The organism is Segniliparus sp. (assembly GCF_051660745.1).
GTDB lineage: Bacteria > Actinomycetota > Actinomycetes > Mycobacteriales > Mycobacteriaceae > Segniliparus.
The window spans coordinates 1-23338 of record NZ_JBOFQF010000032.1 but is presented as its reverse complement, the minus strand read 5'-3'; the positions used below and the strand labels follow the sequence as shown (position 1 = coordinate 23338).

The following is a 23338-nucleotide window of genomic DNA, read 5'->3' as shown; positions in this document are numbered from 1 at the left end:
GGGCGAAGGACCACCGGATCTGACAGCAGGCTCCCAGCAGGGCATGGTAGAAAGAAGCACGGCTGCAAAGCCGAGCGTCCCCGGACAGGGAAGGAGCGAATGACTGTGAAAATCCAATCCGTGAACACCCGATCCGCGCTGAGCGTCCTCGCCTGCGCGCTGGCCTTCGCCGGCATGGCGGGCTTCGACGTGGTCCAGTCGGAGACCGCGCAGGCCACGCCTTCGCCCGCGCACTCCTACGACCCTGACGACGACAACGGCGACTGGGACGACCCCGGGCCCCCGGTGGACGACAACGGCGACGGGCCGTTGCAGCGCTACATCTGCAGGCTCGGCATCGGGCACTGGGCCCGCCCGTTCCGGGACGCGATCACGGAGTACGTCTGGGCGAACGATTACGCGGAGGCCGACCGCAAAGCCCGCGACGACCACCCGACCACCCCGCCGTTCGAGTACATCGCGTGGTCCCGCTGCGACCCCGCCTGAGCGGTTAGAACGGCCACCACCAACGCCTCTTGGGCCCGGGCGGCTCCTCGCGCGTCCCGTTGAGGAGCCGCTGCGGGATTTCGGGTTTCCGCTTCGCCCCCACGGGGCTTCCCTGGTCTCGGATCGTCTCCGCCGTGAGCACTTCGCCGAGCTGCGGGTCGTAGATCGTCAGCCCGGTCTCCTCGGCCACGGCGAGGGCGATATCGCCCATCAGCGGGATGCCCTCGTCGAACCCTTCGCCGTAGGAGAGGTTCAGGTCCGCTCCTGCGGGCTCCAGCCCGAACACGATCTGCGGACCGCCTTCGGGGACGAAGATCTGGAACCCGAAACCGTCCTCGTACTCGTTGACCTCGGCTCCGGGCAGCAGGGCGAGCACACGGGCTTTGACCCGGTCGGCCGCTTCGTCGATCCGCGGATCGACGGGCGCGTCGCTGATGTCGAGCTCCTCCCACGCAGGCTCGTACCACTCTTCGAACGACAGTCCGTCCGGGACCCGGTACAAGTGCAGGTCGTAGCTCATCGCCCAGCCCTCCCCCGGAAACCCTGGGGTCAGGGCTTCCAGGGCGCGAGGGCGGCCTTGAGCGGCTCGTTGAGCTGCCATTGGAGGAACGGGCCGAAGCTGATCCGCCCGACGCCGAGGTCCTTGAGCTGGGCGAGGTCGTTCTGCTCCGGGCGGGCGATGGCGTTCACCGGCAGCGGCAGCTCGGCGACCAGCCGCTTGTACAGCTCGGGGCTGTGGAAGCCCACCGGGTACAGCGAGTCGGCTCCGGCCTCCGCGCACAGCTTCAGGCGCGCGATGGCGCGGTCCGCGCGGTCCTCCTCGGCGCCGTCCTGGCGCAGGAAGAGGTCGGTGCGGGCGTTGATCACAAAGCGCAGGCCCAGCGCGTTGGACTGCTCGCGGATTTCGCGGATCAGGTCCGCGTGCTCCTCGGGGCTGCGCAAGCGGCCCTCGTCGCTGTGCACGGTGTCCTCGATGTTCAGACCCGCCACGCCTGCGGTCAAGAGGCCGTTGACGATCCCCTCGCCGTCGAGGCCGTAGCCCGACTCGACGTCCAGGGACACCGGGATGTCCACCGAGCGGGCGATCTCCCTGGCCCGGTAGACCAGCTCCTCGAACTTCAGCCCCTCCCCGTCCGGCTTGCCGACCGAGTCGGCCACCGGGTGGCTGCCGATGGTCAGGGCCTTGAAGCCCAAGCTCTCGGCGAGCCGCGCCGACCACGCGTCCCACACGGTGGGCGCGACGACGGGATCTCCGGGCACGTGCAGCTTCCGGAAAGCCGCAGTCTTCGCGGAAACGTCCAGCAACGAAGCCAAAGCTACCTCCTAGTCAAGGGCGCGATCGTGTCCACGCGCGGGACTATCTTAATGGCGCCTGCCCGGCGCCCCGCTCCGGGCCTGTCGTCGTGTCGCTCACGCGACGCCGGAGCGGAGCTCTTCGACCACTGCCCCGACCACCGCGCGCAGGTCTCCGCCAGACTGCTCCGCCACCAGGCGCTGGCGTTGGTACGACGCGCCGAGCACGGGAATCTGCTCCACCGAGGCGAGCTCGTCGGCGCAGCCGAGCTTGCGCGCCTGCGGCGCGAGGCGCTCCAGCAGATCCGACAGATCCTCGGTGACGAGCCGCTCGTTGCTGTGCTCGTCCACGATCACGATGGCGTCCAGGCCGTACCGGGCCGCGCGCCATTTGTTCTCCTGCACATGCCACGGCGGCATCGAGGGCAGCTCCTCGCCCCGGTCGAGACGCTCGTTGAGGTCCGCGACCAGGCAGCAGATGAGCGCGGTGATGGCGGACAGCTCGCGCAACGTGCTCACGCCGTCGCAGATGCGCACCTCGATGGTGCCGTGCGAAGGAGACGGCCGGATGTCCCAGCGGATCTCGTTGACCTGCTCGATGATGCCGGTTTTCGTCTGGTCGAAGACGAACTCCTCGAATTCCCGCCACTCGCCGAACTGGAACGGCAGCCCCGCCGTGGGGAGCTGCTGGAACATCATCGCCCGGTTGCTCGCGTACCCGGTGTCCACGCCGGACCACAGCGGCGAGGAGCCGGAGAGGGCGAGCAGATGCGGGTAGTGGTTCAAGAGCGAGCTCAGGATCGGCAGCACCTTTTCGCGCCGGTCGACTCCGACGTGCACGTGCACGCCCCAGATGAGCATCTGCCGCCCCCACCACTGGGTGCGGTTCATGAGCTCGTGGTAGCGGGGCGCGTCCGTCCACTGCTGGGTGGACCACTGGGCGAACGGGTGGGTGCCCGCCGCGAAGAGCTCGGCGTGCTGGGACTGCGCGGCCTTGTGCACGACGGAGACGGTCTGCCGGATGTCGTCCATCGCCTCGGCCACAGTCCGGCAGACGCCGGTGACCACTTCGACGGTGTTGCGGAGGAACTCGCGGTGCACCTTCGGGTTCACGCCGTCGCTGATGACGGTCACCTCGTCGATCACCGCGCTCGCGCAGTTCACCAAGTCTTTGGTGTCTTGGTCCACCAATGCGAATTCCCACTCGACGCCAAGCGTGTTCGCGGCGCTCGACGCGAAGGGAACGGAGAGGCGCTCCCGCGCCCGGTCAGGCGGCTGGATCAATGACTCCGCAAGCGGTCCTGCCGCCTGCGTCCCCAGTGTTCATCGTCGCCTCGTCGGGGACCTGGCCGCCTTCTTTAGCCGACTTGTAGCGGTCGGCGGGGATGTTCGCGAAGTTGCTGGCCTTCTCGTGGACGATGATCGAGGCCCCCGAGCCCGCCGCGAGCTGGGAGAGCTGGAAGGCGTCCGTCTCGAACGTCAGGCTCCCGGAGCCGTCCTTGAGGACGAGCAGGTTGGTCAGATCGCCGCTCATCGGCATGCCGGTGTGCCCCGGGACCTGGTAGTGCGCGCCCGCGGAGAGGAACGCGCCCGGAGCGCCCTGGCCGTTGGGGGCCGTGGAGCTCGCCTCGCACTTGCCGACCGCGTGGATGTGCACGCCGTGGAAGCCGGGGGTGAGGCCCTTCGCCTCGATCTTGACGACGACCTTGTCGCCGGTCTGGGTGAGCTCGACCGTCCCGGAGTCGGCGCCCTGCGCGTTCTTCAGCTCGACGACTTTGTGGTCGGCTTCGCCCTTGCCTTCCGCGCCTGCGGAGGAGCTGGGCGCGGCGGACGCGGACGGGGCGCCGGCGTGCCCGGCATGGGAGGGCGCGGCCTTCGGCAGGTTCCCCTGCCCGCCTGTCGTGGAGTCCTGCTCGCTGTTCGTGCACCCGGCCAACGCAGCCAACGCGGCGAGCGCGCCGACGGTTCGGGTGATGTTCTTGCTGTAGACGTGCGCCATTGTCTGCCTCCTCGATATTTCGGCGGTAGCCGCCGATATCAGCCTACTGGTTCACTCCGAAAGGATGAGCGCGAGTTCGCCTTTGCACTCGGTGCCAAGGTCCACGCTGCTCGGCAGGGGCGCGGCTTTCGGCTCGGGGCCCAGGCCCGAGGCCTCGGCCACTTTTTTCGCCTGGTTCTGGTACGCGTCCTTGTAGTAGACGACCGATCCGTCGACTTTGCCCAAGGCGTACCCGTCGGCGACCTCCGCGTCCAGCCCTTTGCCCTTCAACGCCGTCGCCACGCTGCTCGCCCAGTTCTTATGCCCGGGGCTGTAGTTGTACACGCAGACTTTCCCGGGGGGCGGCTCGGCCGAGGGCGCGCTCTGCGGCTGCTGCGCCGCAGAGGCCGCCACGGCGGCCTGCGCCGCCTTGTCGGCGGCCGCCTGCAACGGGTCCACCGAGGGCCCGTTGTTCGCGACGGCGCGCACGCCGAACAAAAGGAACACCACAGCGACGGAGAACAAGACCATCGCGACCGCCCGCAGAGGGAGGCCCCATTTCGCCAATCGGTCTAACATCGCCGACAGTCTACCGCGTCCATGCCGAAAGGCTCGCGCGCTCAGCGGTCGAGGTCGTAGACGCCGAGCCGCCGCGCGACCCGCGCCTTCGCCCGCGCGGCCCGAAGCCTGCGCAGCCGCTTCACGAGCAACGGGTCCGCGCGCAACGCCTCCGGACGGTCGATAAGCGCGTTGAGGAGCTGGTAGTAGCGGGTCGCCGACATCCCGAACAGCTCCCGAACGGCGGCTTCCTTCGACCCGGCGTGCTTCCACCATTGCCGCTCGAACGCGAGGACCTCCCGCTCGCGGCGGGACAGCCCCTCATCGCTGACGAGCTCTTCGGCGGACACGAGGAGATCAGGCAGGGCGCGCTCGGAACTGGACATCGCAGACAGTGAATCACGAAGCGGTGACAATTTGGCGGAGGCAGGGCGGAGAAGACGCGAGGCACGAGCGCCGATCAAGCCCTGCGAACACGGTAGGCTGCGGCTATGACCATACTTCCGATCCGGATCGCAGGAGACCCCGTGTTGCACCGCCCGACCGAGCTCGTGCGGCTGACCGAGGAAGGAGCCGCGCCGCCCGAGGTCGTCGCCCTCATCGAGGACATGTACGACACGCTCAAGGCCTCGCACGGGGTTGGCCTCGCCGCCACACAGGTCGGCGTGGGACTGCGGTTGTTCGTCTACGACTGCCCGGACGACACCTCGGGGAAGCGGGTGAGCCGCAAAGGGGAGGTCGTCAACCCGGTGTTGGAGACGAGCGCGCTCCCCGAGGGGATGCCGGACGAGGACGAGGACGACGAGGGCTGCCTCTCCGCGCCAGGCCTCCGCTACCCGACCGGGCGGGCGGGCTGGGCGAAGGTGACCGGGGTCGACCGGGCGGGGAAGCCCGTGGAGATCGAGGGCGAGGGCCTCTTCGCCCGGATGCTCCAACACGAGGTCGGGCACCTCGACGGGAAGCTCTACATCGACATGCTCGTCGGGCGGTGGGCCAGGAAGGCGAGGAAAACAATCAAGCAGGAGGGCTGGGGCGTGCCCGGCCTGTCGTGGACGCCGGGAGTCGACCCCGACCCGTTCGGGCACTGAGGGCGTACGCCTCAGACCAGGCGCGCCCCGCGCGCGGGGCCGTGCGCGACGCGCACCGACTGGCACACGCCCGCGCCCGAGAGCTGCGCCGCGACGTCCACCGCGTGATGCGCGTCCTCCGCGAGGAACATGCAGGTCGGGCCGGATCCGGCGATGATCCCCGCGAGCGCGCCCGCCTCCCGTCCGGCGAGCAGCGTCCGGCGCAGGTCCGGGCGAAGCGACAGCGCGGCAGGCTGCAAATCGTTGTGCAAGAGCCCCGCGACCTGGGACACGTCTCCCGAGGCCAGCGCGCGCAACAGCTCGTCGCAGTCCGTCGCCCTCGGCTGCGTGCCCGCCGCGCGGAGCCGGTCGAGCTCGCGGTACACCGCGGGCGTGGAAAGCCCCTGGCCGGAGAACGCGAGCACCCAGTGCAGCGTGGTGCGGGCCAGCGCGGAGGTGAGCAGCTCCCCCCGCCCCGCGCCGACCGCCGTGCCGCCGTAAATACAGAACGGCACGTCGCTGCCCAACTCAGCGGCCAGCTCGAGGATCTCGTCGCGCTCGACGTCCTCGCCCCACAGCGCGGCGAGCCCGACGAGCACGGCGGCGGCGTTCGTGCTCCCGCCCGCCATGCCGCCCGCGACCGGGATCGATTTGAGGATCTCGATGTCCACGTTCGGCTCCCGTCCGACGTGCTCCGCGAGGAGCTCCGCCGCCTGCCACGCCAGGTTGCGCCGGTCCGTCGGCACCGCGTTCGCCCCCCCGCCGACCTGGCTGCTGCCGCCGCGCAAGCGCACGTGGAGCTCGTGGTGCTCGGTGAGCGTCACCTCGTCGGCGAGGGACACCGCGTGGAAGACGGTGTTGAGATCGTGGTACCCGTCCTCGCGCAAATCCCCCACTTTGAGGTAGAGGTTCAATTTGCCAGGCGCGCGCACCACCACGGACCGGGCCGAAATCACAGACACGAGTCCCACAGTAGTGAGTCGCATTCGATAGGGTTCTTCCTGATGGCCGAAACACCCGCGCAATATCTCTTGTCCGCACACGCGCCGGCTGAGCGGACGCTCTGGGACGTGCTCGCCGCCACCGCCGAGCGCTACCCCGACACCCCTGCCATTGACGACGGCGAACTCCAGCTCACCTATGCCGAGCTCGTGGAGGCCGCGCAGGAGGGCGCTGCCCGGCTCGCCGAGATCGGCGTGGGCCGGGGCGGCAGGGTCGGCGTGCGCCTGCCGTCCGGCAACTGCGACCTGTACGTGGCCATCCTCTCCGTCATCGCCGCAGGGTGCGCGTACGTCCCGGTGGACGCCGACGACCCCCAGGAGCGCGCGGACCTCGTCTTCACCGAGGCAGAGGTGGACGCCGCCATCACCCTCGACGGCTGGCTGCCAATCGCTCAGACGACCCCAGATCTCCGGGAACCCGAGGTGGATGCAGCGCAAGGCGTACCGAGCCGTGGCGTACAGGAGGAAGCGAGGAACGAGCCCAGTACGCGAGGCGAGGAACAACGCCGCGCGGCGCCGCCTCGACCCGGAGATGACGCCTGGATCATCTTCACGTCCGGTTCCACCGGCAAGCCCAAGGGCGTGGCGGTGACCCACCGCAACGCGGCGGCGTTCGTCGACGCCGAAGCGCGGATCTTCCTGCAGGACGAGCCGATCGGCCCGGACGACCGGGTCCTCGCAGGCCTCTCCGTCGCCTTCGACGCGTCCTGCGAGGAAATGTGGCTCGCGTGGCGGCACGGCGCCTGCCTCGTGCCCGCCCCCCGAGCGCTCGTGCGCAGCGGCATGGACCTTGGGCCGTGGCTGGTCGCCAGGGATATCAGCGTGGTCTCGACCGTTCCGACGCTCGCCTCGTTGTGGCCCCCGGAGGCGCTCGAAGCGGTGCGCCTCTTGATTTTCGGAGGCGAGGCCTGTCCGCCCGACCTCGCCGCGCGGCTCGCGGGCGAGGACCGCGAGCTCTGGAACACCTACGGGCCGACCGAGGCGACGGTCGTCGCCTGCGCGGCCCCGCTCACCGGCGACGACGTGGTGCGGATCGGCCTGCCGCTGCCCGGCTGGGACCTCGCGGTCGTCGACGCGTCCGGAGCCCAGGTCGACTACGGGCAGTCCGGCGAGCTCGTCATCGGCGGTGTCGGCCTCGCCCGCTACCTCGACCCGGTGAAAGACGCGGAGAAATACGCGCCCGCCCCGGCGCTGGGCTGGGACCGCGCGTACCGCAGCGGGGACCTCGTCCGGCTCGAGCCCGAAGGACTCGTCTTCCTCGGCCGGGCCGACGACCAGGTCAAGATCGGCGGGCGGCGGATCGAGCTCGGCGAGGTGGACGCGGCCCTCGCCTCGCTCCAAGGGGTCACGGCGGCAGCAGCCGCTGTGAAGAAGACCGCCTCGGGGACCTCGCTGCTGGTCGGCTACCTCTCCAGCGCCGATCCCGACTACAACCTCGAAGCCGCGCGGGCCGAGCTCGCCGAGCACTTGCCCGCCGCGCTGGTGCCCCGGCTGGTCCTGTTGCCAGAGCTGCCGGTGCGCACGTCCGGGAAAGTCGACCGGGCCGCCCTGCCGTGGCCGGTCGCGGGCGAGTCGGAGCACGGGCTCGAAGGCACTGCGGGCTGGCTCGCCGACCTGTGGACCGAGGTGCTCGGCGCGCAGGTGGACGGCGCGGACGCGGACTTCTTCTCCCTCGGCGGCGGCTCGCTCGCGGCGGCCCAGCTGGTCTCCGCGCTACGGACGCGGTATCCGACCGCCACCGTCGCGGAGCTCTACGACCACCCGAGGCTCGGCTCGCTCGCGGAGTTCCTCGACGAGCAGGCCCCCGCCGAGGCAGCAGAGCCCCGCGTCGTCCGCCCGACGCCTCCGGCCGCCCGCGCGGCCCAAAGCGTGCTCATGCTTGTGATCGCGACCGTCGGCGGGTTGCAATGGGTCGCGTGGCTGATGCTGCTCAACAACGTCCTCGCGAGCCTCCACGCGCTGCCCTGGGCGCGCGAGACGAGCTGGTGGGCCGTCCTTGGGAACCTCCTGCTGTTCGCCACCCCGCTCGGGCGGGTCGTCCTCGCGGCGCTCGCGGCCCGGATCCTCACCTTCGGGCTCAAACCGGGGTCCTATCCGCGCGGCGGGCCCGCCCACCTGCGGGTCTGGACTGCCGAGCACCTCGCTGCCGCCCTCGGCGCGGAGAACCTCTCGGGCGCCCCGTGGATGGCGCTCTACGCGCGGATGCTCGGCGCGAAGATCGGGGAAGGCGTTGACCTGCACGCGATCCCGCCGGTGACCGGCATGCTCAAGGTCGGCGACCGCAGCTGCGTCGAGCCGGAGGTGGACCTGCGGGGCCATTGGCTCGACGGGGACGTCTTCCACGTCGGCGAGATCGTTGTCGGCCAGGACGCCGCGATCGGCGCGCGCACCACGCTCCTGCCCGGCGCGCAGGTCGGCAAGGACGCGGACGTGGCCCCCGCCTCCTGCGTGGTCGGCAAGGTCAAAGGCGGCAGGTACTGGAAGGGCTCCCCCGCCGTCAAAGCGGGCAAGGCGCACCATCCCTGGCCGCAGCGCAGGCCGAAGCAGGCCCGGCGCTGGGCGGCCATGTACGCGCTGAGCGCCGCGCTGATCGGCGGGCTGCCGCTGTGCTCGTGGGCGGTCGGCCTCGCGGTCCTCTACGCGGCGGCCCATCGCGCCGCGACGCTGCGCGAAGCCGTCTGGCCCGTCTTGGCGGCGACGCCACTGGCCGCGCTCGCCGCCACCTTCACGTACGCGTTGGCCACTGTCGTCGGCGTGCGGCTCGGCTCGCTCGGGGTCGCGGCCGGGTACCACCCGGTGCGCAGCCGCGCAGGCTGGCAGACCTGGGCGGTGGAGCGGCTCATGGACGCGGCGCGGCTGCACCTGTTCCCGCTGTACGCGAGCCTCGCGACGCCGGTGTGGATGCGCCTGCTCGGCGCGAAGATCGGGCGGAACACCGAGATCTCCACCGCCCTGCTCGCCCCGAAGTTCACCACCGTCGGCGACGGCGCGTTCCTCGCGGACGACACCATGGTCGGCTCCTACGAGCTGGGCGGCGGCTGGATCCACATCGCCGAGACCAAAGTCGGCGAGCGCGCCTTCCTCGGCAACTCCGGCATCACCCAGCCGGGGCGCAAGATCCCCAACGGCGCGCTGGTCGCGGTGCTCTCAGCGACGCCGTACAAAGCCAAGAGCGGCTCCTCCTGGCTCGGCAGCCCGCCGATCCGCCTTCGGCGCAAAGCCGACGAGGGCGACGCGGCGCGCACCTTCGCCCCGCCGCTGCGGCTCAAGCTCGCCAGGGCCGCCGTGGAGTGCTGCCGGATCACGGCGGTGATCACGTCGTTCTGGCTCGGCGCGCTGGTCCTCCTCGCCCTCCAGGCGCTCGTGCTCCGGTTCGGCCCCGCAGGGGCGCAGCTCGGAGTCGGCCTCGTGCTCCTCGCGGCGGGCGTCCTTGCCGCGCTGGCGAGCGTGCTCGCGAAATGGCTCGTCATCGGACGGTTCCGGCCGCAGGAACATCCGTTGTGGTCGAGTTTCGTGTGGCGCAACGAGGTCGCGGACACATTCGTGGAATCTGTGGCCGCGACCTGGTTCGCGCGCCTGGCGATCGGCACCGGCGCGCTCAACCTGTGGCTGCGGGCGTTGGGCGCGAAAATCGGGCGGGGCGTGTGGTGCGAGAGCTACTGGCTGCCGGAGGCCGACCTCGTCGTCCTCGGCGACGGCGCGAGCGTCGGACGGGGCTGCGTCGTGCAGACCCACCTGTTCCACGACCGGATCATGCGCCTGGACACGGTGACGCTCGAAGCCGGGGCGAGCCTCGGCCCGCATTGCGTCGCCCTGCCGGGCTCGGTCGTCGGCGCGGGCGCGACCGTCGGCCCCGCCTCGCTGGTGCTGCGCGGCGACGTGGTGCCGCCGAGCACCCGGTGGCTCGGCAACCCCATATCCCCCTGGCGGGCAGAGACCGAGACGAAGAAGGGGAAGAAGAAATGAGCGGGCCAGATCCGTACTGTCCGGGGCAGGGCAACACCGGGTACGACATCGACAGCTACGAGCTCGACCTCGCCTACCACGTGTCGAGCGGACGGCTGGAAGGCGAGGCGACCATCGTCGTCACCACCACCGGCCCGACCGGGGAGCTCGTCTTCGACCTGGCCGAGCACGTGAAGGTGGGCAAGCTCTCCGTCGACGGGAGCAGGCCCGCCCGCCACCGCCACGGCGGGGGCAAGCTCGTGCTGGCGCTGAAAACAGCCGCCCCTGCGGGCAAACGCCTGAAGGTCGTCGTCCACTACTCGGGAAATCCCAAGCCGGTCCGGAGCTTGTGGGGCGAGGTCGGGTTCGAAGAGCTCTCGGACGGCGCGCTCGTGGCGAGCCAGCCGAACGGCGCGCACAGCTGGTACCCCTGCGACGACCGCCCGTCGTCCAAGGCCCCCTACCGCTTCCACGTCGCGGTGCCCAACGGGTACCGCGCCGTCTGCAACGGCAGGCTCGTCGAGCGCAAGACCAAGTCCTCGCAGACCATCTGGACCTACGAGCAGGCCGAGCCGATGGCCCCCTATCTCGCCTCGTTGCAGGTCGGGCGGTACGAATTGGCCACGATGTCGGAGCTGCCGGTGCCCGACCGGATCGCCGCGCCAGCCGACCTGGCCCGCAAGCTCGACCCCTCCTTCGGCCGCCACCCGCAGATGCTGCAGGTGTTCACGGAGCTGTTCGGCCCGTACCCGTTCGCGGAGCACACCTCGGTCGTGACCGCCGACGAGCTGGAAATCCCCATCGAGGCGCAGGGGATGTCGGTGTTCGGGGCGCAGTTCGTCGGCAAAGGCAAGGACGCCGAGCGCCTCGTGTCCCACGAGCTCGCCCACCAGTGGTTCGGCAACTCGGTCACCTGCCGCCAGTGGCGGGACATCTGGCTGCACGAGGGCTTCGCCTGCTACGCGGAGTGGCTGTGGTCGGAGCGCTCCGGCGGCCCGCCCGCCGCGCACTGGGCAGCCAAACACCACAAACGGCTCTCGGACCTGCCGCAAGACTTGCTGCTCGCCGATCCCGGCCCGAAGGACATGTTCGACGACCGGGTCTACAAGCGCGGCGCGCTCACCCTGCACGCGCTGCGCACCAGCATTGGCGACGAGGCTTTCTTCCAGGTGCTCCGGGCGTTCGCCGCCCGGTTCCGGCACGCCAACGCGTCCACCCAGGACTTCATCAACCTCGTCGACGAGGTCGGGCGGCGCGGCCTCGCCTCCCTGTGGCAGGAGTGGCTGTACGAGCGCGCCCTGCCGGTCTTGCCTTAACGGACATCACAGGCCGCGCGCCGTCGTTGCGAGCTCGGACCGCCCGAGGATTGCTATATGATTTCGTTATCGAATCGATGCGATCCGGAAATCGAGCCCCGCCGCGTCGGCCTTCGGTGGCCTTGTCCTGTTTGATCGACGCATAACGCAAAGCTTGGTGGTATGGGTACTCGGGTGAGAGAGTTCGCTCAGGTTGACGTGTTCGCTTCGGCGCCGTACCTGGGCAATCCGGTGGCAGTGGTGCTGCGCGGCGAGGGGGTGACGACGCCGGAGATGCAGCGGCTGGCGCAGTGGACGAACCTCTCGGAGACCGTGTTCGTGCTGCCCGCGACGAAGGACAAAGCGGATTACCGGCTTCGGATCTTCACCCCTGGCGGCGAGCTGCCGTTCGCCGGGCACCCCACCCTCGGCGCGGCGCACGCGTGGCTGGAGCACGGCGGCGTGCCCAAGAATCCCGGCGTGATCGTGCAGGAGTGCGCAGCGGGGCTGATCGACATCCGCGTGAAGCAGGACATGCTCTCGTTCGCCGCTCCCCCGACCCTGCGGTCCGGGCCGTTGGAGGACGACTTCCTCGCGCAGCTCTCCGACGCGTTCGGCCTGTTCCCCGGGGCCGTGGTCGACCACCAGTGGGTGGACAACGGCCCGGGGTGGGCCGTTGTCCGGCTCTCGTCCGCAGACGAAGTCCTCGACCTCGAGCCCGATCTGGGCAAAATCCCCCGCTCGATGGTCGGCGTGATCGGCGCGTATCCCGACGGAGCCCCGCAGGCCTACGAGATGCGCACGTTCGCCCCGGCGGTCGGCGTGGACGAAGACCCGGTCTGCGGCAGCATGAGCGCGAGCGTCGGCCAGTGGCTCACCCGAACCGGAATCGCGCCCGCCTCGTTCAAGATCTCCCAAGGCGCCCGCACCGGACGCGCGGGAGTCGTCCAGATCTCGGCAGACGACACGGGCGCCGTCTGGGTCGGCGGCCACTGCGCCACCCTCGTCCACGGCTCCATCACGCTCTGAGCGAGGAGCCGAGCACGCCGCAGAATCGCGCGCTGGGCGGCGGGCAGGAGGTTTAGCCGAAGCGGCCTTCGATGTAGTCCTGTGTCGCCTGCTCGCTCGGCTCGGCGAAGAGCTTCGCCGTCGGCCCCGCCTCGACGAGCCGCCCCGGTTTGCCGATGGCTTCGAGGTTGAAGAACGCCGTCTGGTCGCTGACCCTGGCGGCCTGCGCCATGTTGTGGGTCACGATCACAACGGTGAACTCCTGTTTGAGCTCGACGATCAGCTTCTCGACCGCCTCGGTGGAGATCGGGTCCAGCGCGGAGCAGGGCTCGTCCATGAGCACCACGGCGGGCGACACGGCGATCGCCCGAGCGATGCAGAGCCGCTGCTGCTGGCCGCCGGAGAGGCCCGCGCCCGGCTTGTCGAGCCGGTCTTTGACCTCGTGCCAGAGGTTCGCCTGGCGAAGCGAGCGCTCCAGCACGTCCGCCAAGAGCGCCTTGTCCCGCACCCCTTGCAGCGCGAGCCCGGCGAGCACGTTCTGCCGGATCGACATGGTCGGGAACGGGTTCGGACGTTGGAAGACCATGCCGACCGTGCGGCGCACTTCGACAGCGTCCGCCTTCGGCCCGTACACGTCTTCGCCGTCGAGGAGGATCTTGCCGCCGACTCGCGCCCCTGGGATGACTTCGATCATCCGGTTGATCGACCGCAGCACGGTCGACTTCCCGCAGCCCGAGGGCCCGATGAACGCCGTGACGCTGCACGGGGGCACCACCAAGTCCACCCCGGCCACTGCTTGGAACGAGCCGTAGTGCACGTCCAGCTCGCGCAGTTCCACTTGTTTCGCCACGTCACTTCCCTTTCTGCCGCGCGGGTTTCTGCCGCCGCGCCCCGGCGAGGGCCGCCAGCGCGATCAGCGCGGCGATCATGACAATGAGCGTCAGCGCCGCGCCCCACATCCGGTCCACGCCCGCCTGGGCGGAGATGAGCTGCTGGTCGAGCATGAACGACGGGAGCGAGGCCATATTCCCCTGGAGGGGGTCGAAGTTGATCGCCGAGCTGTACGGCAAGAGGACCAAGAGCGGCGCGCTCTCCCCGAGCGCCCGCGCGAGCGCGAGCATCACGCCGGTCGCGATCCCGGGGCGCGCGATCGGGAGCACCACCCGCACGATAGTGCGCGCTTTCGTGATCCCGAGCGCGTACGAAGCCTCGCGCAGATGGTCGGGCACGACGCGCAGCATCTCCTCGGTGGAGCGGACCACCAGCGGCGTCATGAGCAGCACCAGCGCGACGGCGGCCGCGAATGCGGACGTCGGCAGGCCGATGACCAGCACCCACAGCACGAAGACGAACAACGTCGCGACGATCGAGGGCACTCCCGCGAGGATGTCCACCAAGAACGTGGTCACTGCGGCGAGCCGGGACCTCTGGCCGTACTCGACGAGGTAGACCGCTGTGAGCACGCCGAGCGGGACGGCGACGAGCGAGCAGAGCACGCCGAGGATCGCAGTGCCCGCGATAGCGTGGTAGGCCCCGCCGCCCGCCTCGGCGCTGTCCACCGCGTACATGGAGTGCGAGAACCATCCTTGGGCGACGAGCGCGTGGCCGCCCTCTCGCACCACGACGAAGAGCACCCAGACGAGCGGCACGACGGCCACGGCGGCGCAGGCGGTCACCCATGCCCTGGCGACGAGGTCTGCGGCCTTGCGCCGGACGCTCACGGCCGCGCTCATGCCGCAGACCCTCGTCTGGCGACGAACCGGGCCACGCTGTTCACCACGAACGTCACCACGAACAGGACGAGCCCGATGGCGATGTACGCGCCTGCGATCACGCCGTGGTTCACGTCCAGCTCGCCCGCGCCGAGCGCGATCTTCGACGCGATCGTGGAGCCGCCGTCGAACACCGACCAGCTGAACTTCGTGGCGACCGTCGCGAGGATGAGGTACACGGCCATCGTCTCGCCGAGCGCCCGCCCGAGGCCGAGCATCGTCCCCGCGATAAAGCCGTTGCGCCCGAACGGCAGCACCGTCATACGAACGACCTCCCATTTGGTCGCGCCGAGGGCGAGCGCTGCCTCCATCTGCTCGTGCGGGGTCTGCGCGAACACCTCGCGGGAGATCGCGGTGATGACCGGGAGGATCATCACCGCGAGGACGATCCCGGTCGTGAAGAGGTTCCGGCCCGTCTGCAGGCTCGGCGGCGATCCGAGGTCGTGGTGGAAGAGGAAGAGCCAGCCCGCGTGCTCCGCCAACCATTGGGAGAGCGGGGCGAGCTTCGGCGCGAGGAACAGCCAGCCCCACAGCCCGTACACGATGGACGGCACCGCCGCGAGCAGGTCGACCATCCGGGCGACGGGAGCCGCCACCGCGCGGGGCGCGTAATGCGAGACGAAGAGCGCCACCCCGAGCGCGATCGGCGCGGCGAGGGCCAGCGCGAACGCGGACACCAGAACAGTGACCAGCGCCAGCTCGGCCATGCCGAACACGAGCCGCTCCGGATCGGCGAGGTCCCATGCGCGGCTGGTGAGGAAATTCGCCCGGTCCTGCGCGAGCGCGGGGGCCGCGCGCAGGAGGAGGAACACCCCGATGGCGGCCACCACGGCGGAGACGAGCGCCGAGGAGCCCGTCGCCGCGTAGCGGAAGAGCCGGTCCTCTGCGTTATGAGATAGCGTCAATCGAGGCGACCAGCTTCGTCTTGAACTCCTCGGGCAGCGGGACGTAGCCCTTCGCCACGAGGTCGGCCTGGCCCTTCGAGGCGGCGTTGTCCAAGTACGACTTCACTGCCTCCGCGGTGGGGCCGTCGTAGCCCTTGGAGCAGACCAGCTCGTAGGTGGCGAGCACGAGCGGGTACGCGCCCGCCTCGGTGGAGCCGTAGATGGAGGCGAGGTCCAGCTTCAGGTCGTGCGGGTCGTTGCTCGCGGTCTTCGCGGCGGTCACCGCCTTGCCCGCAGACTCTGCGGTGAGGGCGACCGGGCCGGAGCCGTTGTCGATCTGCGCGACCGCGAGCTTGTTCGAGTCGGCGAAGGACTTCTCCACGTATGCGATGGAGCCGGGCAGCTTGGCCACGTTCTGCGCCACGCCGTCCGAGCCCTTCGCCCCTTCGCCGACGCCGCCCTTGAAGGCCTTGCCCGCGCCCTTCTCCCACGCGCCCTTGCCCGCGACACCGAGGTAGGTCTGGAAGTTGTCCGTGGTGCCGGACTCGTCGGAGCGGTAGACCACGGAGATCTTCTCGGTGTTGCCCTTCAACTGCGGGTTCGCGTCGACCAGGGCCGAGTCGCCCCAGGTCGAGATCGAGCCGCTGAAGATCTTCGCCAGATCCTCGCCGGTGAGGACCAGCTTGTCGGTTCCGGGCAGGTTGTACGCGACCGCGACCGGGCCGAACACCAGCGGCAGGTGCCATGCGGCGTTGCCGCCGCACCGCTTCGCCGCGCTCGCGGCCTGCTCGGCGTTCAGCGCCGAGTCCGAGCCCGCGAAGTCGACCTGGCCGTTGACAAAGCTCGTGATGCCGCTGCCCGAGCCGCTGGCCTGGTAGTCGAGGTTCTTGCCCGCGCACACCTTGGCGTAGGAGGCGGTGAACGCCTGGACCGCGTTCTTCTGCGCGGTGGACCCCGCGGCGGTCAGCTTGTCCTTGCCTTTGCAGTTCGCCGTCGAGGCGGCCGAGTTGCCCCCGGCGTTGCTGGCGTTGTTGTCGCTGCCGCAAGCGGCAAGGCCTGCGGAGGCGAGCAGGGCGGCGATGATCGAAACGGTCCGGATGGAAGAGCGGGGGTGCGACGTTGCAGTCATGCCGAGCAGATAACTGTGGCAAAGCCGACAGCACCCGGCCCCGGGGTGAACGGAGGAAGAACTTCTTCAGACAAGCTGAGGCTCACCTTGCTTATGACGAAACAACAATCGCCGCGCAGAGCCGACAACGCAGGAGATCGCGATCTGGACCCCGAGAATCAGCGGAGGCGGACGACGGCGGTCTGCGTCCATCGGTCTTGGAATCCCCGGCCGTCCTTGTCCACCAGGAACGCCGGGATGACCAGGGCCAGCAGCAGCGCCCGCCCCGCCGCGCGCAGCACGCCCACCGGCTTGTCCCCGCCCTCGCCCCGGCTGTCCGGCACCCGGATCACCCGCAGGCCGACGAGGAGCTGCCCAGGGGTGAACGAGAACAGGGAGACCGCGACCGCGCCCATGGCCGCCCACACCGCCAGCACCGCCGTCGAGTACGCGCTCGACGTGAAGCCCGTGAAGAGCAGCGCCACGCCGCCCGAGAGCACCCAGTCCACGAACAGGGCCGCCGCGCGCTGCGAGAACGTGGCCAGCGATCCGACTCCGGACGCGGGGAAGACGAGGGGCATCCCTTCAGACTAGCGTTTCGCCGGGGCGCCGCAGCTCGGACGAGGCCGCTCAGGCGAGGCTGTACGCCTCGAGCGGGAACGACTCCTGCTCCTTGTAGGCCGCGCCCGTCGACGTCGGGCGCAGCAGCGCCGCCTCGCCGTGCTGGTTGAAGTAGTAGCTGCGAGCGGTCTGGCAGCTGCCGAGATAGAACACCGAGTCGTCGAGCTTGCGGGTCATCCGGTCCAAGAACTCGGCGTTGGCCTCCTCGGTCACCTCGAAGGTGTCCGCTCCCCTGCTCGCCATCTCGCGGAACAGCCGCGTCATGTGCCGCATCTGCGACTCGATAGTGTCGAAGTACGACAGCCCGCTGTACGAGTAGGGGCTGTTGAGGCTCAGGAAGTTCGGGAACTTGGGCACCGTGATGCCCTCGAACGCCTGGAAGCGGTTGTCCCGCCAGAACTTCCCGAGGCTGCGGTCGTCGCGGCCGACGATCTCGAAGGCCGGGAAGTTCGCCTCCCACAGGTCAAAGCCTGTGGCCAGCACCAGCGTGTCGATGACGGCCTTCCGCCCGTCCGCGGTCACGATCCCGTCGGCCTCGATGTGGTCGATCCGCGTGGTCTCCAGCGACACGTTTTTCTTGGCGAAGGCGCGGAAGTACGTGTTCGAGAAGGTCGGGCGCTTGCAGCCGAAGTCGTAGTCGGGGGTCAGCTTTCGGCGCAGCTCCGGGTCGCGCACCTGCGCGAACAGGTGGCCCTTGGCGAGGAGCGAGGCAATGCGGTTGAAGCTCTTGAGCTGGCGGAAGTGCAGCACGCCGCCGACCATGATGGCCTCGAGGATCGCCGATCCCACGGCGCGCACGACCTTCTGCGTGAGCGGGACGCGGGCGAACAGCCGCTTGACCACGCCGGGCACCTTGGCGTCGCCCTTCGGCACGACCCAGATCGGGGTGCGCTGGTAGACGGTGAGCTCCTGCGCGTCCTTGGCCAGCTCGGGGATGAGCTGCACCGCCGTGGCCCCGGTGCCGATCAGGCCGATCGCGCGCCCTGCGGCGCGGAAGCCGTCGTCCCATTTGGTGGTGTGGATGACTTTGCCCGCGAACGTCTCGACGCCTTCGATGTCGGGCATCTTGGGCTGGGACAGGAATCCGGTCGCGGCGAGCAGGTACTTGCCCGTGAGCGTTTCGCCGCCGCCGGTGGCCACCACCCAATGCCGGTCCTCGTTGTCCCAGCGGGCGGCGCTCACCGAGGTGTTGAACCGCATATGGCGGCGCAGGTCGTACTTGTCGGCGACGTGGCTGGCGTACTGCTTCAGCTCGGCCCCCGGCGCGAACAGCCGCGACCAGTACGGGTTCGGCTCGAACGAGTACGAGTAGGTCGCCGACGGGATGTCGACGGCGAGGCCGGGGTAATGGTTGACGTGCCAGGTGCCGCCGAGGTCGTCCTCGCGCTCGACGATCGCCAGATTCGTCAGGCCCAGCTCTTTCAGCTTGATCGCTGCGCCCATCCCGCCGAAGCCCGCTCCGACAATGACGGCGTCGTACTGCGTTGTCATATTGACAGGATACACCCGAATACCCCGGGTATCCGGGTTGGCCTCGAATTTCCCCGCAGTTAGACGAGCGGTTTCCCCAGCCTCATCCGGCGGCGCAAGTCCCACAGGTAGAAGTTGAATGGGAAACGGCGCATCGACCGGGGCAGGAGCCGGTGCGCGAACCCGAGCGAAACCATCGCGGCCCGGAACAGCAGGTCCTGCCAAGGCCGCCACGCGTACCGCATCTCCGCGCGGAACTCCGGGGGCAAGAACCCCGCCGTGAAGAAGAAGTTCGCCCAGCCGAGCGTCCACCGCAGGGCCGGGAACGGACGGAGCCACACAAGGTCGTCGAGATACTCTCGGACCGTGTCGTCCAGCTGGACGCGCTCGCGCACCTCTCGCGCCCAGTACGCCTCGAACTCCTCCAACGAGGCGGGCCACTCCTCTTCGGCAACCTGCAACGTCGTCCCCAGCGTGTGCGCAGACCGCACGATTCGCTCCTGCTCGCCGCGAGCGAGGCCAGGGCACGTGAAGCGCAAGACGTCCAAACTGCCTTTGCAGAGGCAGGCCGCGACCCACAGCTGGAGCTCCGGGTCGAAGGCGTTGTACTTCACCGGGCTCGCCTCGCCCGTCGCCTTCTCCACATGCGTGTCGTTCACCCGCGCGTGCGAGCGGTTCACCGCCTTCTTGTACGCCTCGCGCTCCGCCTCGGTCCCGCACCAGGCCACCGCGAGGTAGGTGAACGTGGTCCGGGCGCGTTTGATCGGATGCCGGTCGGCGCGCCCGCTCTCCACCACGCTCTTCGCCACCCCGTAGCCGACCGGGAGCTGGCTGAGCTGCATGAGGACGTTGGCGGGCCCGGCCAGCAGCGCGAGCGCGCCCAATGATCCGATGGTCTCCATCCGGATCCGCGCGGCCTCCCGCTCCCAAGCCCCGCCCCGCGAGTGTGACGCGCCTAACTGTGCCATAGGTAATGTTATAGCACGACTAGATTTCTAACACCAGGTCGCGTCGCGCCTCCACTCGCAGGGCGGCGGGAAATCAGAGGATGCTGCGCCTACAGGATGAAGAGCATCTCCTGATAGGTCGGGAGCGGCCACAGGTCGTCGGAGACCACGCCCTCCAGCTTGTCGGCGGCGGCGCGGACGCCGTCCATCGCGGGCAGGAGCGCCTTGCCCGCGTGCGTGGCCTCCGCCAACCCGCTGTCGCCCGCGTGGTGGCCGAGGCCCGCCTTGAGCACGCCGAGGGCGGAGCGCAGTTCGGCGACCAGCCCGGAGATCTCCTCGAGCGGCCCGAGGTCCGCCTCGACCCCCGCAGCCTTGAGCGCGGCGACGTTCTGCGCGAGCTCGGTCTGGTAGCGCACTGCGGCGGGGAGGATCTGCGTCGTGCCGATCTCCGAGGTCAGCCTGGCCTCGACGCCGATGGTCAGGGCGTATTGCTCCAGGGCGATCTCGTAGCGGCTGTGCATCTCGCGGTGGTTGAAGACCTTGTACGTCTCGAACAGCTCCAGCGCCGAGTCCGAGACGAGCTCCGGCAACGCGTCCAATGTGGTCCGCAGGTTCGGCAGCCCTCGGGACGCGGCCTCGGTCTGCCACTCGTCGGAGTAGCCGTTCCCGTTGAACACCACAGCGCCGTGGTCGGCGATGATGTCCGTGAGCAGGCCCTGCACGGCGGAGTCGAATTCGACTCCGCCGGCCACGGCCGCCTCGAGCTTGGTCGCGACGTAGTCCAGCGACTCGGCCATGATCGTGTTGATCACGACCATCGGGGCCGCGACCGTCTGCATGGAGCCGGGGGCGCGGAACTCGAACCGGTTGCCGGTGAACGCGAACGGGCTGGTGCGGTTGCGGTCGCCCGGATCGGTCGGCAGATGGGGCAGGGTGTCGGCCCCGATGATCATCGTGCCCTTGCCCTTCGACGAGGTCGCCGCGCCCTTGGCGATCTGCTCGAAGACGTCCGCCAGCTGGTCGCCGAGGAAGATCGAGATGATCGCGGGCGGCGCCTCGTTCGCGCCGAGGCGGTGGTCGTTGGTCGCCGAGGCCACCGACACCCGCAAGAGGGGCGCGTACTTGTGGACTGCGCGGATCACCGCGGCGCAGAACACCAGGAACTGCGCGTTCTCATGCGGGGTGTCGCCCGGCACGAGCAAGCTGCCGAGCTGTCCGTTGCCGAACGAGAAGTTGACGTGCTTGCCGGACCCGTTGACGCCCTGGAACGGCTTCTCGTGGAACAGGACCTCCATCCCGTGCCGCTTGGCGACGGTCTTGAAGACCGTCATCAGCAGTTGCTGGTGGTCGGAGGCCATGTTCGCCTGCTCGAACATCGGCGCGATCTCGAACTGCCCAGGCGCGACCTCGTTGTGCCTGGTCTTGGCGGGGATGCCGAGCTTGAACATCTCGCGCTCGGTCTCCATCATGAAGCCGAGCACCCGCTCCGGGATGGCCCCGAAATAGTGGTCGTCGAACTCCTGGCCCTTGGGGGGCTTGGAGCCGAACAACGTGCGGCCCGCGTTCATCAGGTCGGGGCGGGTGAGGAAGAAATGCCGGTCCACCAGGAAGTACTCCTGCTCAGGGCCGCAGAAGGACACGACCTTGCCCGGGTTCTCATGGCCGAAGAGCTTCAGGATGCGCTCGGCGTGCTCCCCCATCGCCTGCTGCGAGCGCAGGAGCGGGGTCTTGTGGTCGAGCGCCTCGCCGGTCATCGACACGAAGACCGTCGGGATGCACAGCGTGTTGCCGTTCGGGTTCTCCAAGATGTACGCCGGGCTCGTGACGTCCCAGCCGGTGTAACCCCTGGCCTCGAACGTGCTGCGCAGGCCGCCGTTGGGGAAGCTCGACGCGTCCGGCTCGCCCTGGATCAGGGTCTTGCCCGCGAACTCGGCGAGCGTCGAGCCGTCGCCGACCGGCTCGAGGAAGCTGTCGTGCTTCTCGGCGGTCTGGCCCGTCAGCGGGTAGAAGACGTGCGCGTAGTGGGTCGCGCCCTTCTCCAACGCCCAGTCCTTCATCGCCGAGGCCACCGCGTCGGCCACGGACGGGTCGAGCTTCGCGCCCCGCTCGATCGTGGCGGAGACCGACTTGTACACCGCTTTCGGCAGCCGCTTCTGCATCACCGACTTGCTGAAGACGTTCTCCCCGAAGATCTTGCCGGGCTCCTCGCCAGCGTCGAAGAAATGCGCCGGAGGAACGTACGCCTCAACGGCCCTGATAGCTTGCGCACGAACATTGTTTGCGGTCACGCAGAGGATCTCCATCTTGTGTTGTAGGCCGGCGAAAGCGGGAATTCGGCTCACCGGTGGCGATATTCGGTTCGTCAGAGGGTAGGAACAGGGTGTGGCGCGCGGATTGCACGGTTGTTACCGATGCGATAAGAGAATCCCCCGCCCCCTGTTCAGAGCCCTTCGGCCCGACGTGTACGCTCTCGACACTGAGGGCCGGTCTCGGCCTGATCTCTACAATATAGGACCGTCGAAGGAGCATCGAGTGGCGTTCAACAGTGCCGAGGATGTCGTCAAATTCATCGCCGACGAGGAAGTCGAGTACATCGACGTCAGGTTCACGGACCTGCCCGGCGTGCAGCAGCACTTCTCCATCCCCGCTTCCGCCTTCGGCCCCGACGTGGTGGAGGACGGCCTCGCCTTCGACGGGTCTTCCGTTCGCGGCTTCCAGTCCATCCACGAGTCGGACATGCTCCTGCTCCCGGACCTCACCACCGCGAAGCTCGACCCGTTCCGCGCGGCGACGACCCTGAACATCAACTTCTCGGTGCACGACCCGTTCACCAAAGAGGCCTACAGCCGCGACCCGCGCAATGTCGCGAAGAAGGCCGAGGACTACCTCGCCTCCACCGGCATCGCCGACACCGCGTACTTCGGCGCCGAGGCGGAGTTCTACATCTTCGACTCGATCCGCTACGACTCCTCCATCAACGGCGCGTTCTACGAGATCGACTCGGTCTCCGGATCCTGGAACACCGGGGTCGAGACCAACGCCGACGGCAGCCCGAACCTCGGCTACAAGGTGCGCCTGAAGGGCGGCTACTTCCCCGTCGCCCCCTACGACCACTACGTCGACCTGCGCGACGACATGTCCACGAACCTGATCAACGCGGGCTTCACCCTTGAGCGCGGCCACCACGAGGTCGGCACCGCGGGCCAGGCCGAGATCAACTACAAGTTCAACACCCTCCAGCACGCCGCTGACGACCTGCTGCTGTTCAAGTACATCATCAAGAACACCGCGTGGCAGAACGGCAAGACCGTCACCTTCATGCCCAAGCCGCTCTTCGGCGACAACGGCTCCGGCATGCACGTGCACCAGTCCCTGTGGAAAGACGGCAAGCCGCTCTTCTACGACGAGGCGGGCTACGGCGGCCTGTCGGACCTCGCCCGCCACTACATCGGCGGCATCCTGCACCACGCCCCGTCGCTGCTGGCCTTCACCAACCCGACGATCAACTCCTACCACCGCCTGGTGCCGGGCTACGAGGCCCCGATCAACCTGGTCTACAGCCAGCGCAACCGCTCCGCCGCGGTGCGGATCCCGATCACCGGCTCGAACCCGAAGGCCAAGCGCATCGAGTTCCGCGCGCCGGACTCCTCGGGCAACCCGTACCTCGCGTTCGCGGCCATGCTGATGGCGGGCCTCGACGGCATCCGGAACAAGATCGAGCCGCAGGCCCCGGTCGACAAGGACCTCTACGAGCTCGCTCCCGAAGAGGCCTCGAACATCCCCCAGGCCCCGACCAACCTCGCAGTGGTCATCGACCGGCTGGAGCAGGACCACAGCTACCTCACCGAAGGCGGCGTGTTCACCCCCGACCTCATCGAGACCTGGATCAAGATCAAGCGCGAGCA

At 69.1% G+C, this 23338-nt stretch carries 21 protein-coding genes; 6 read left to right on the top strand and 15 right to left on the bottom strand.

Going from position 1 to position 23338, the window contains the following annotated elements; all coding sequences use genetic code 11:
* The first annotated feature begins 105 nt into the window (after positions 1-105).
* Positions 106-486, top strand: a complete 381-nt coding sequence (locus ACRC20_RS10925; protein ID WP_438686408.1) for a hypothetical protein — start codon at positions 106-108, stop codon at positions 484-486.
* 4 nt (positions 487-490) lie between these two features.
* Here ACRC20_RS10925 and ACRC20_RS10920 read toward each other — a convergent pair whose 3' ends face one another.
* From ACRC20_RS10920 to ACRC20_RS10895, 6 genes are all read right to left on the bottom strand, one after another.
* Positions 491-1006: a hypothetical protein gene (locus ACRC20_RS10920; RefSeq protein WP_438686407.1), complete on the bottom strand. Its 516-nt coding sequence runs from the start codon at positions 1004-1006 to the stop codon at positions 491-493.
* A gap of 29 nt (positions 1007-1035) precedes the next feature.
* On the bottom strand, positions 1036-1791 hold the full coding sequence (locus ACRC20_RS10915) for an isocitrate lyase/PEP mutase family protein (RefSeq protein WP_438686416.1): 756 nt from the start codon (positions 1789-1791) through the stop codon (positions 1036-1038).
* A 105-nt stretch (positions 1792-1896) separates the two neighbouring features.
* Positions 1897-3063: a glutamate--cysteine ligase gene (locus tag ACRC20_RS10910; RefSeq protein ID WP_438686406.1), complete on the bottom strand. Its 1167-nt coding sequence runs from the start codon at positions 3061-3063 to the stop codon at positions 1897-1899.
* Positions 3047-3778 (bottom strand): superoxide dismutase[Cu-Zn], encoded by a 732-nt coding sequence (gene sodC / locus ACRC20_RS10905; protein WP_438686405.1) that lies wholly within the window; start codon positions 3776-3778, stop codon positions 3047-3049. The genes ACRC20_RS10910 and sodC overlap by 17 nt, the downstream gene beginning before the upstream one ends.
* A gap of 51 nt (positions 3779-3829) precedes the next feature.
* On the bottom strand, positions 3830-4336 hold the full coding sequence (locus tag ACRC20_RS10900; protein WP_438686404.1) for a LytR C-terminal domain-containing protein: 507 nt from the start codon (positions 4334-4336) through the stop codon (positions 3830-3832).
* 41 nt (positions 4337-4377) lie between these two features.
* Positions 4378-4701, bottom strand: a complete 324-nt coding sequence (locus tag ACRC20_RS10895) for a DUF3263 domain-containing protein (protein WP_438686403.1) — start codon at positions 4699-4701, stop codon at positions 4378-4380.
* Between the two features lie 105 nt (positions 4702-4806).
* Between ACRC20_RS10895 and ACRC20_RS10890 the strand changes: the two genes are divergently transcribed.
* Complete coding sequence (locus ACRC20_RS10890; RefSeq protein WP_438686402.1) at positions 4807-5403, top strand: peptide deformylase; 597 nt, start codon at positions 4807-4809, stop codon at positions 5401-5403.
* Between the two features lie 11 nt (positions 5404-5414).
* Here ACRC20_RS10890 and ACRC20_RS10885 read toward each other — a convergent pair whose 3' ends face one another.
* Complete coding sequence (locus tag ACRC20_RS10885; RefSeq protein ID WP_438686401.1) at positions 5415-6368, bottom strand: 4-(cytidine 5'-diphospho)-2-C-methyl-D-erythritol kinase; 954 nt, start codon at positions 6366-6368, stop codon at positions 5415-5417.
* An 18-nt stretch (positions 6369-6386) separates the two neighbouring features.
* Here ACRC20_RS10885 and ACRC20_RS10880 point away from each other — a divergent pair, with 18 nt between their 5' ends.
* From ACRC20_RS10880 to ACRC20_RS10870, 3 genes are all read left to right on the top strand, one after another.
* Positions 6387-10349 carry a Pls/PosA family non-ribosomal peptide synthetase gene (locus ACRC20_RS10880; RefSeq protein ID WP_438686400.1) on the top strand — a complete coding sequence of 1321 codons (3963 nt, stop codon included), beginning with the start codon at positions 6387-6389 and terminating at the stop codon, positions 10347-10349.
* Positions 10346-11644 carry a M1 family metallopeptidase gene (locus tag ACRC20_RS10875; RefSeq protein WP_438686399.1) on the top strand — a complete coding sequence of 433 codons (1299 nt, stop codon included), beginning with the start codon at positions 10346-10348 and terminating at the stop codon, positions 11642-11644. The genes ACRC20_RS10880 and ACRC20_RS10875 overlap by 4 nt, the downstream gene beginning before the upstream one ends.
* 162 nt (positions 11645-11806) lie before the next feature.
* Complete coding sequence (locus ACRC20_RS10870; protein WP_438686398.1) at positions 11807-12652, top strand: PhzF family phenazine biosynthesis protein; 846 nt, start codon at positions 11807-11809, stop codon at positions 12650-12652.
* A 52-nt stretch (positions 12653-12704) separates the two neighbouring features.
* On the opposite strand, the gene pstB is transcribed toward ACRC20_RS10870, so the two are convergent.
* The 8 genes from pstB to ACRC20_RS10830 form a co-directional block, all read right to left on the bottom strand.
* Positions 12705-13481, bottom strand: a complete 777-nt coding sequence (gene pstB / locus ACRC20_RS10865) for a phosphate ABC transporter ATP-binding protein PstB (RefSeq protein WP_438686397.1) — start codon at positions 13479-13481, stop codon at positions 12705-12707.
* Between the two features lies 1 nt (position 13482).
* On the bottom strand, positions 13483-14364 hold the full coding sequence (pstA, locus tag ACRC20_RS10860) for a phosphate ABC transporter permease PstA (protein WP_438686396.1): 882 nt from the start codon (positions 14362-14364) through the stop codon (positions 13483-13485).
* Positions 14361-15308, bottom strand: a complete 948-nt coding sequence (gene pstC / locus ACRC20_RS10855) for a phosphate ABC transporter permease subunit PstC (protein WP_438686395.1) — start codon at positions 15306-15308, stop codon at positions 14361-14363. Before pstC ends, pstA begins: the two co-directional genes overlap by 4 nt.
* A complete protein-coding gene (pstS, locus tag ACRC20_RS10850) occupies positions 15292-16416 on the bottom strand; it encodes a phosphate ABC transporter substrate-binding protein PstS (protein ID WP_438686394.1) in 1125 nt (374 codons plus the stop codon). The genes pstC and pstS overlap by 17 nt, the downstream gene beginning before the upstream one ends.
* 158 nt (positions 16417-16574) lie before the next feature.
* Positions 16575-16976: an RDD family protein gene (locus ACRC20_RS10845; protein WP_438686393.1), complete on the bottom strand. Its 402-nt coding sequence runs from the start codon at positions 16974-16976 to the stop codon at positions 16575-16577.
* Between the two features lie 49 nt (positions 16977-17025).
* On the bottom strand, positions 17026-18507 hold the full coding sequence (locus tag ACRC20_RS10840; RefSeq protein ID WP_438686392.1) for a flavin-containing monooxygenase: 1482 nt from the start codon (positions 18505-18507) through the stop codon (positions 17026-17028).
* A 59-nt stretch (positions 18508-18566) separates the two neighbouring features.
* On the bottom strand, positions 18567-19454 hold the full coding sequence (locus ACRC20_RS10835; RefSeq protein ID WP_438686391.1) for an oxygenase MpaB family protein: 888 nt from the start codon (positions 19452-19454) through the stop codon (positions 18567-18569).
* Positions 19455-19543: 89 nt separating this feature from the next.
* Positions 19544-21721, bottom strand: coding sequence for a glutamine synthetase III family protein (locus tag ACRC20_RS10830; RefSeq protein WP_438686390.1), 2178 nt, complete (start codon positions 21719-21721; stop codon positions 19544-19546).
* A gap of 244 nt (positions 21722-21965) precedes the next feature.
* Between ACRC20_RS10830 and glnA the strand changes: the two genes are divergently transcribed.
* The coding region (gene glnA, locus ACRC20_RS10825) for a type I glutamate--ammonia ligase (RefSeq protein WP_438686389.1) at positions 21966-23338 on the top strand (1373 nt) is incomplete at its 3' end.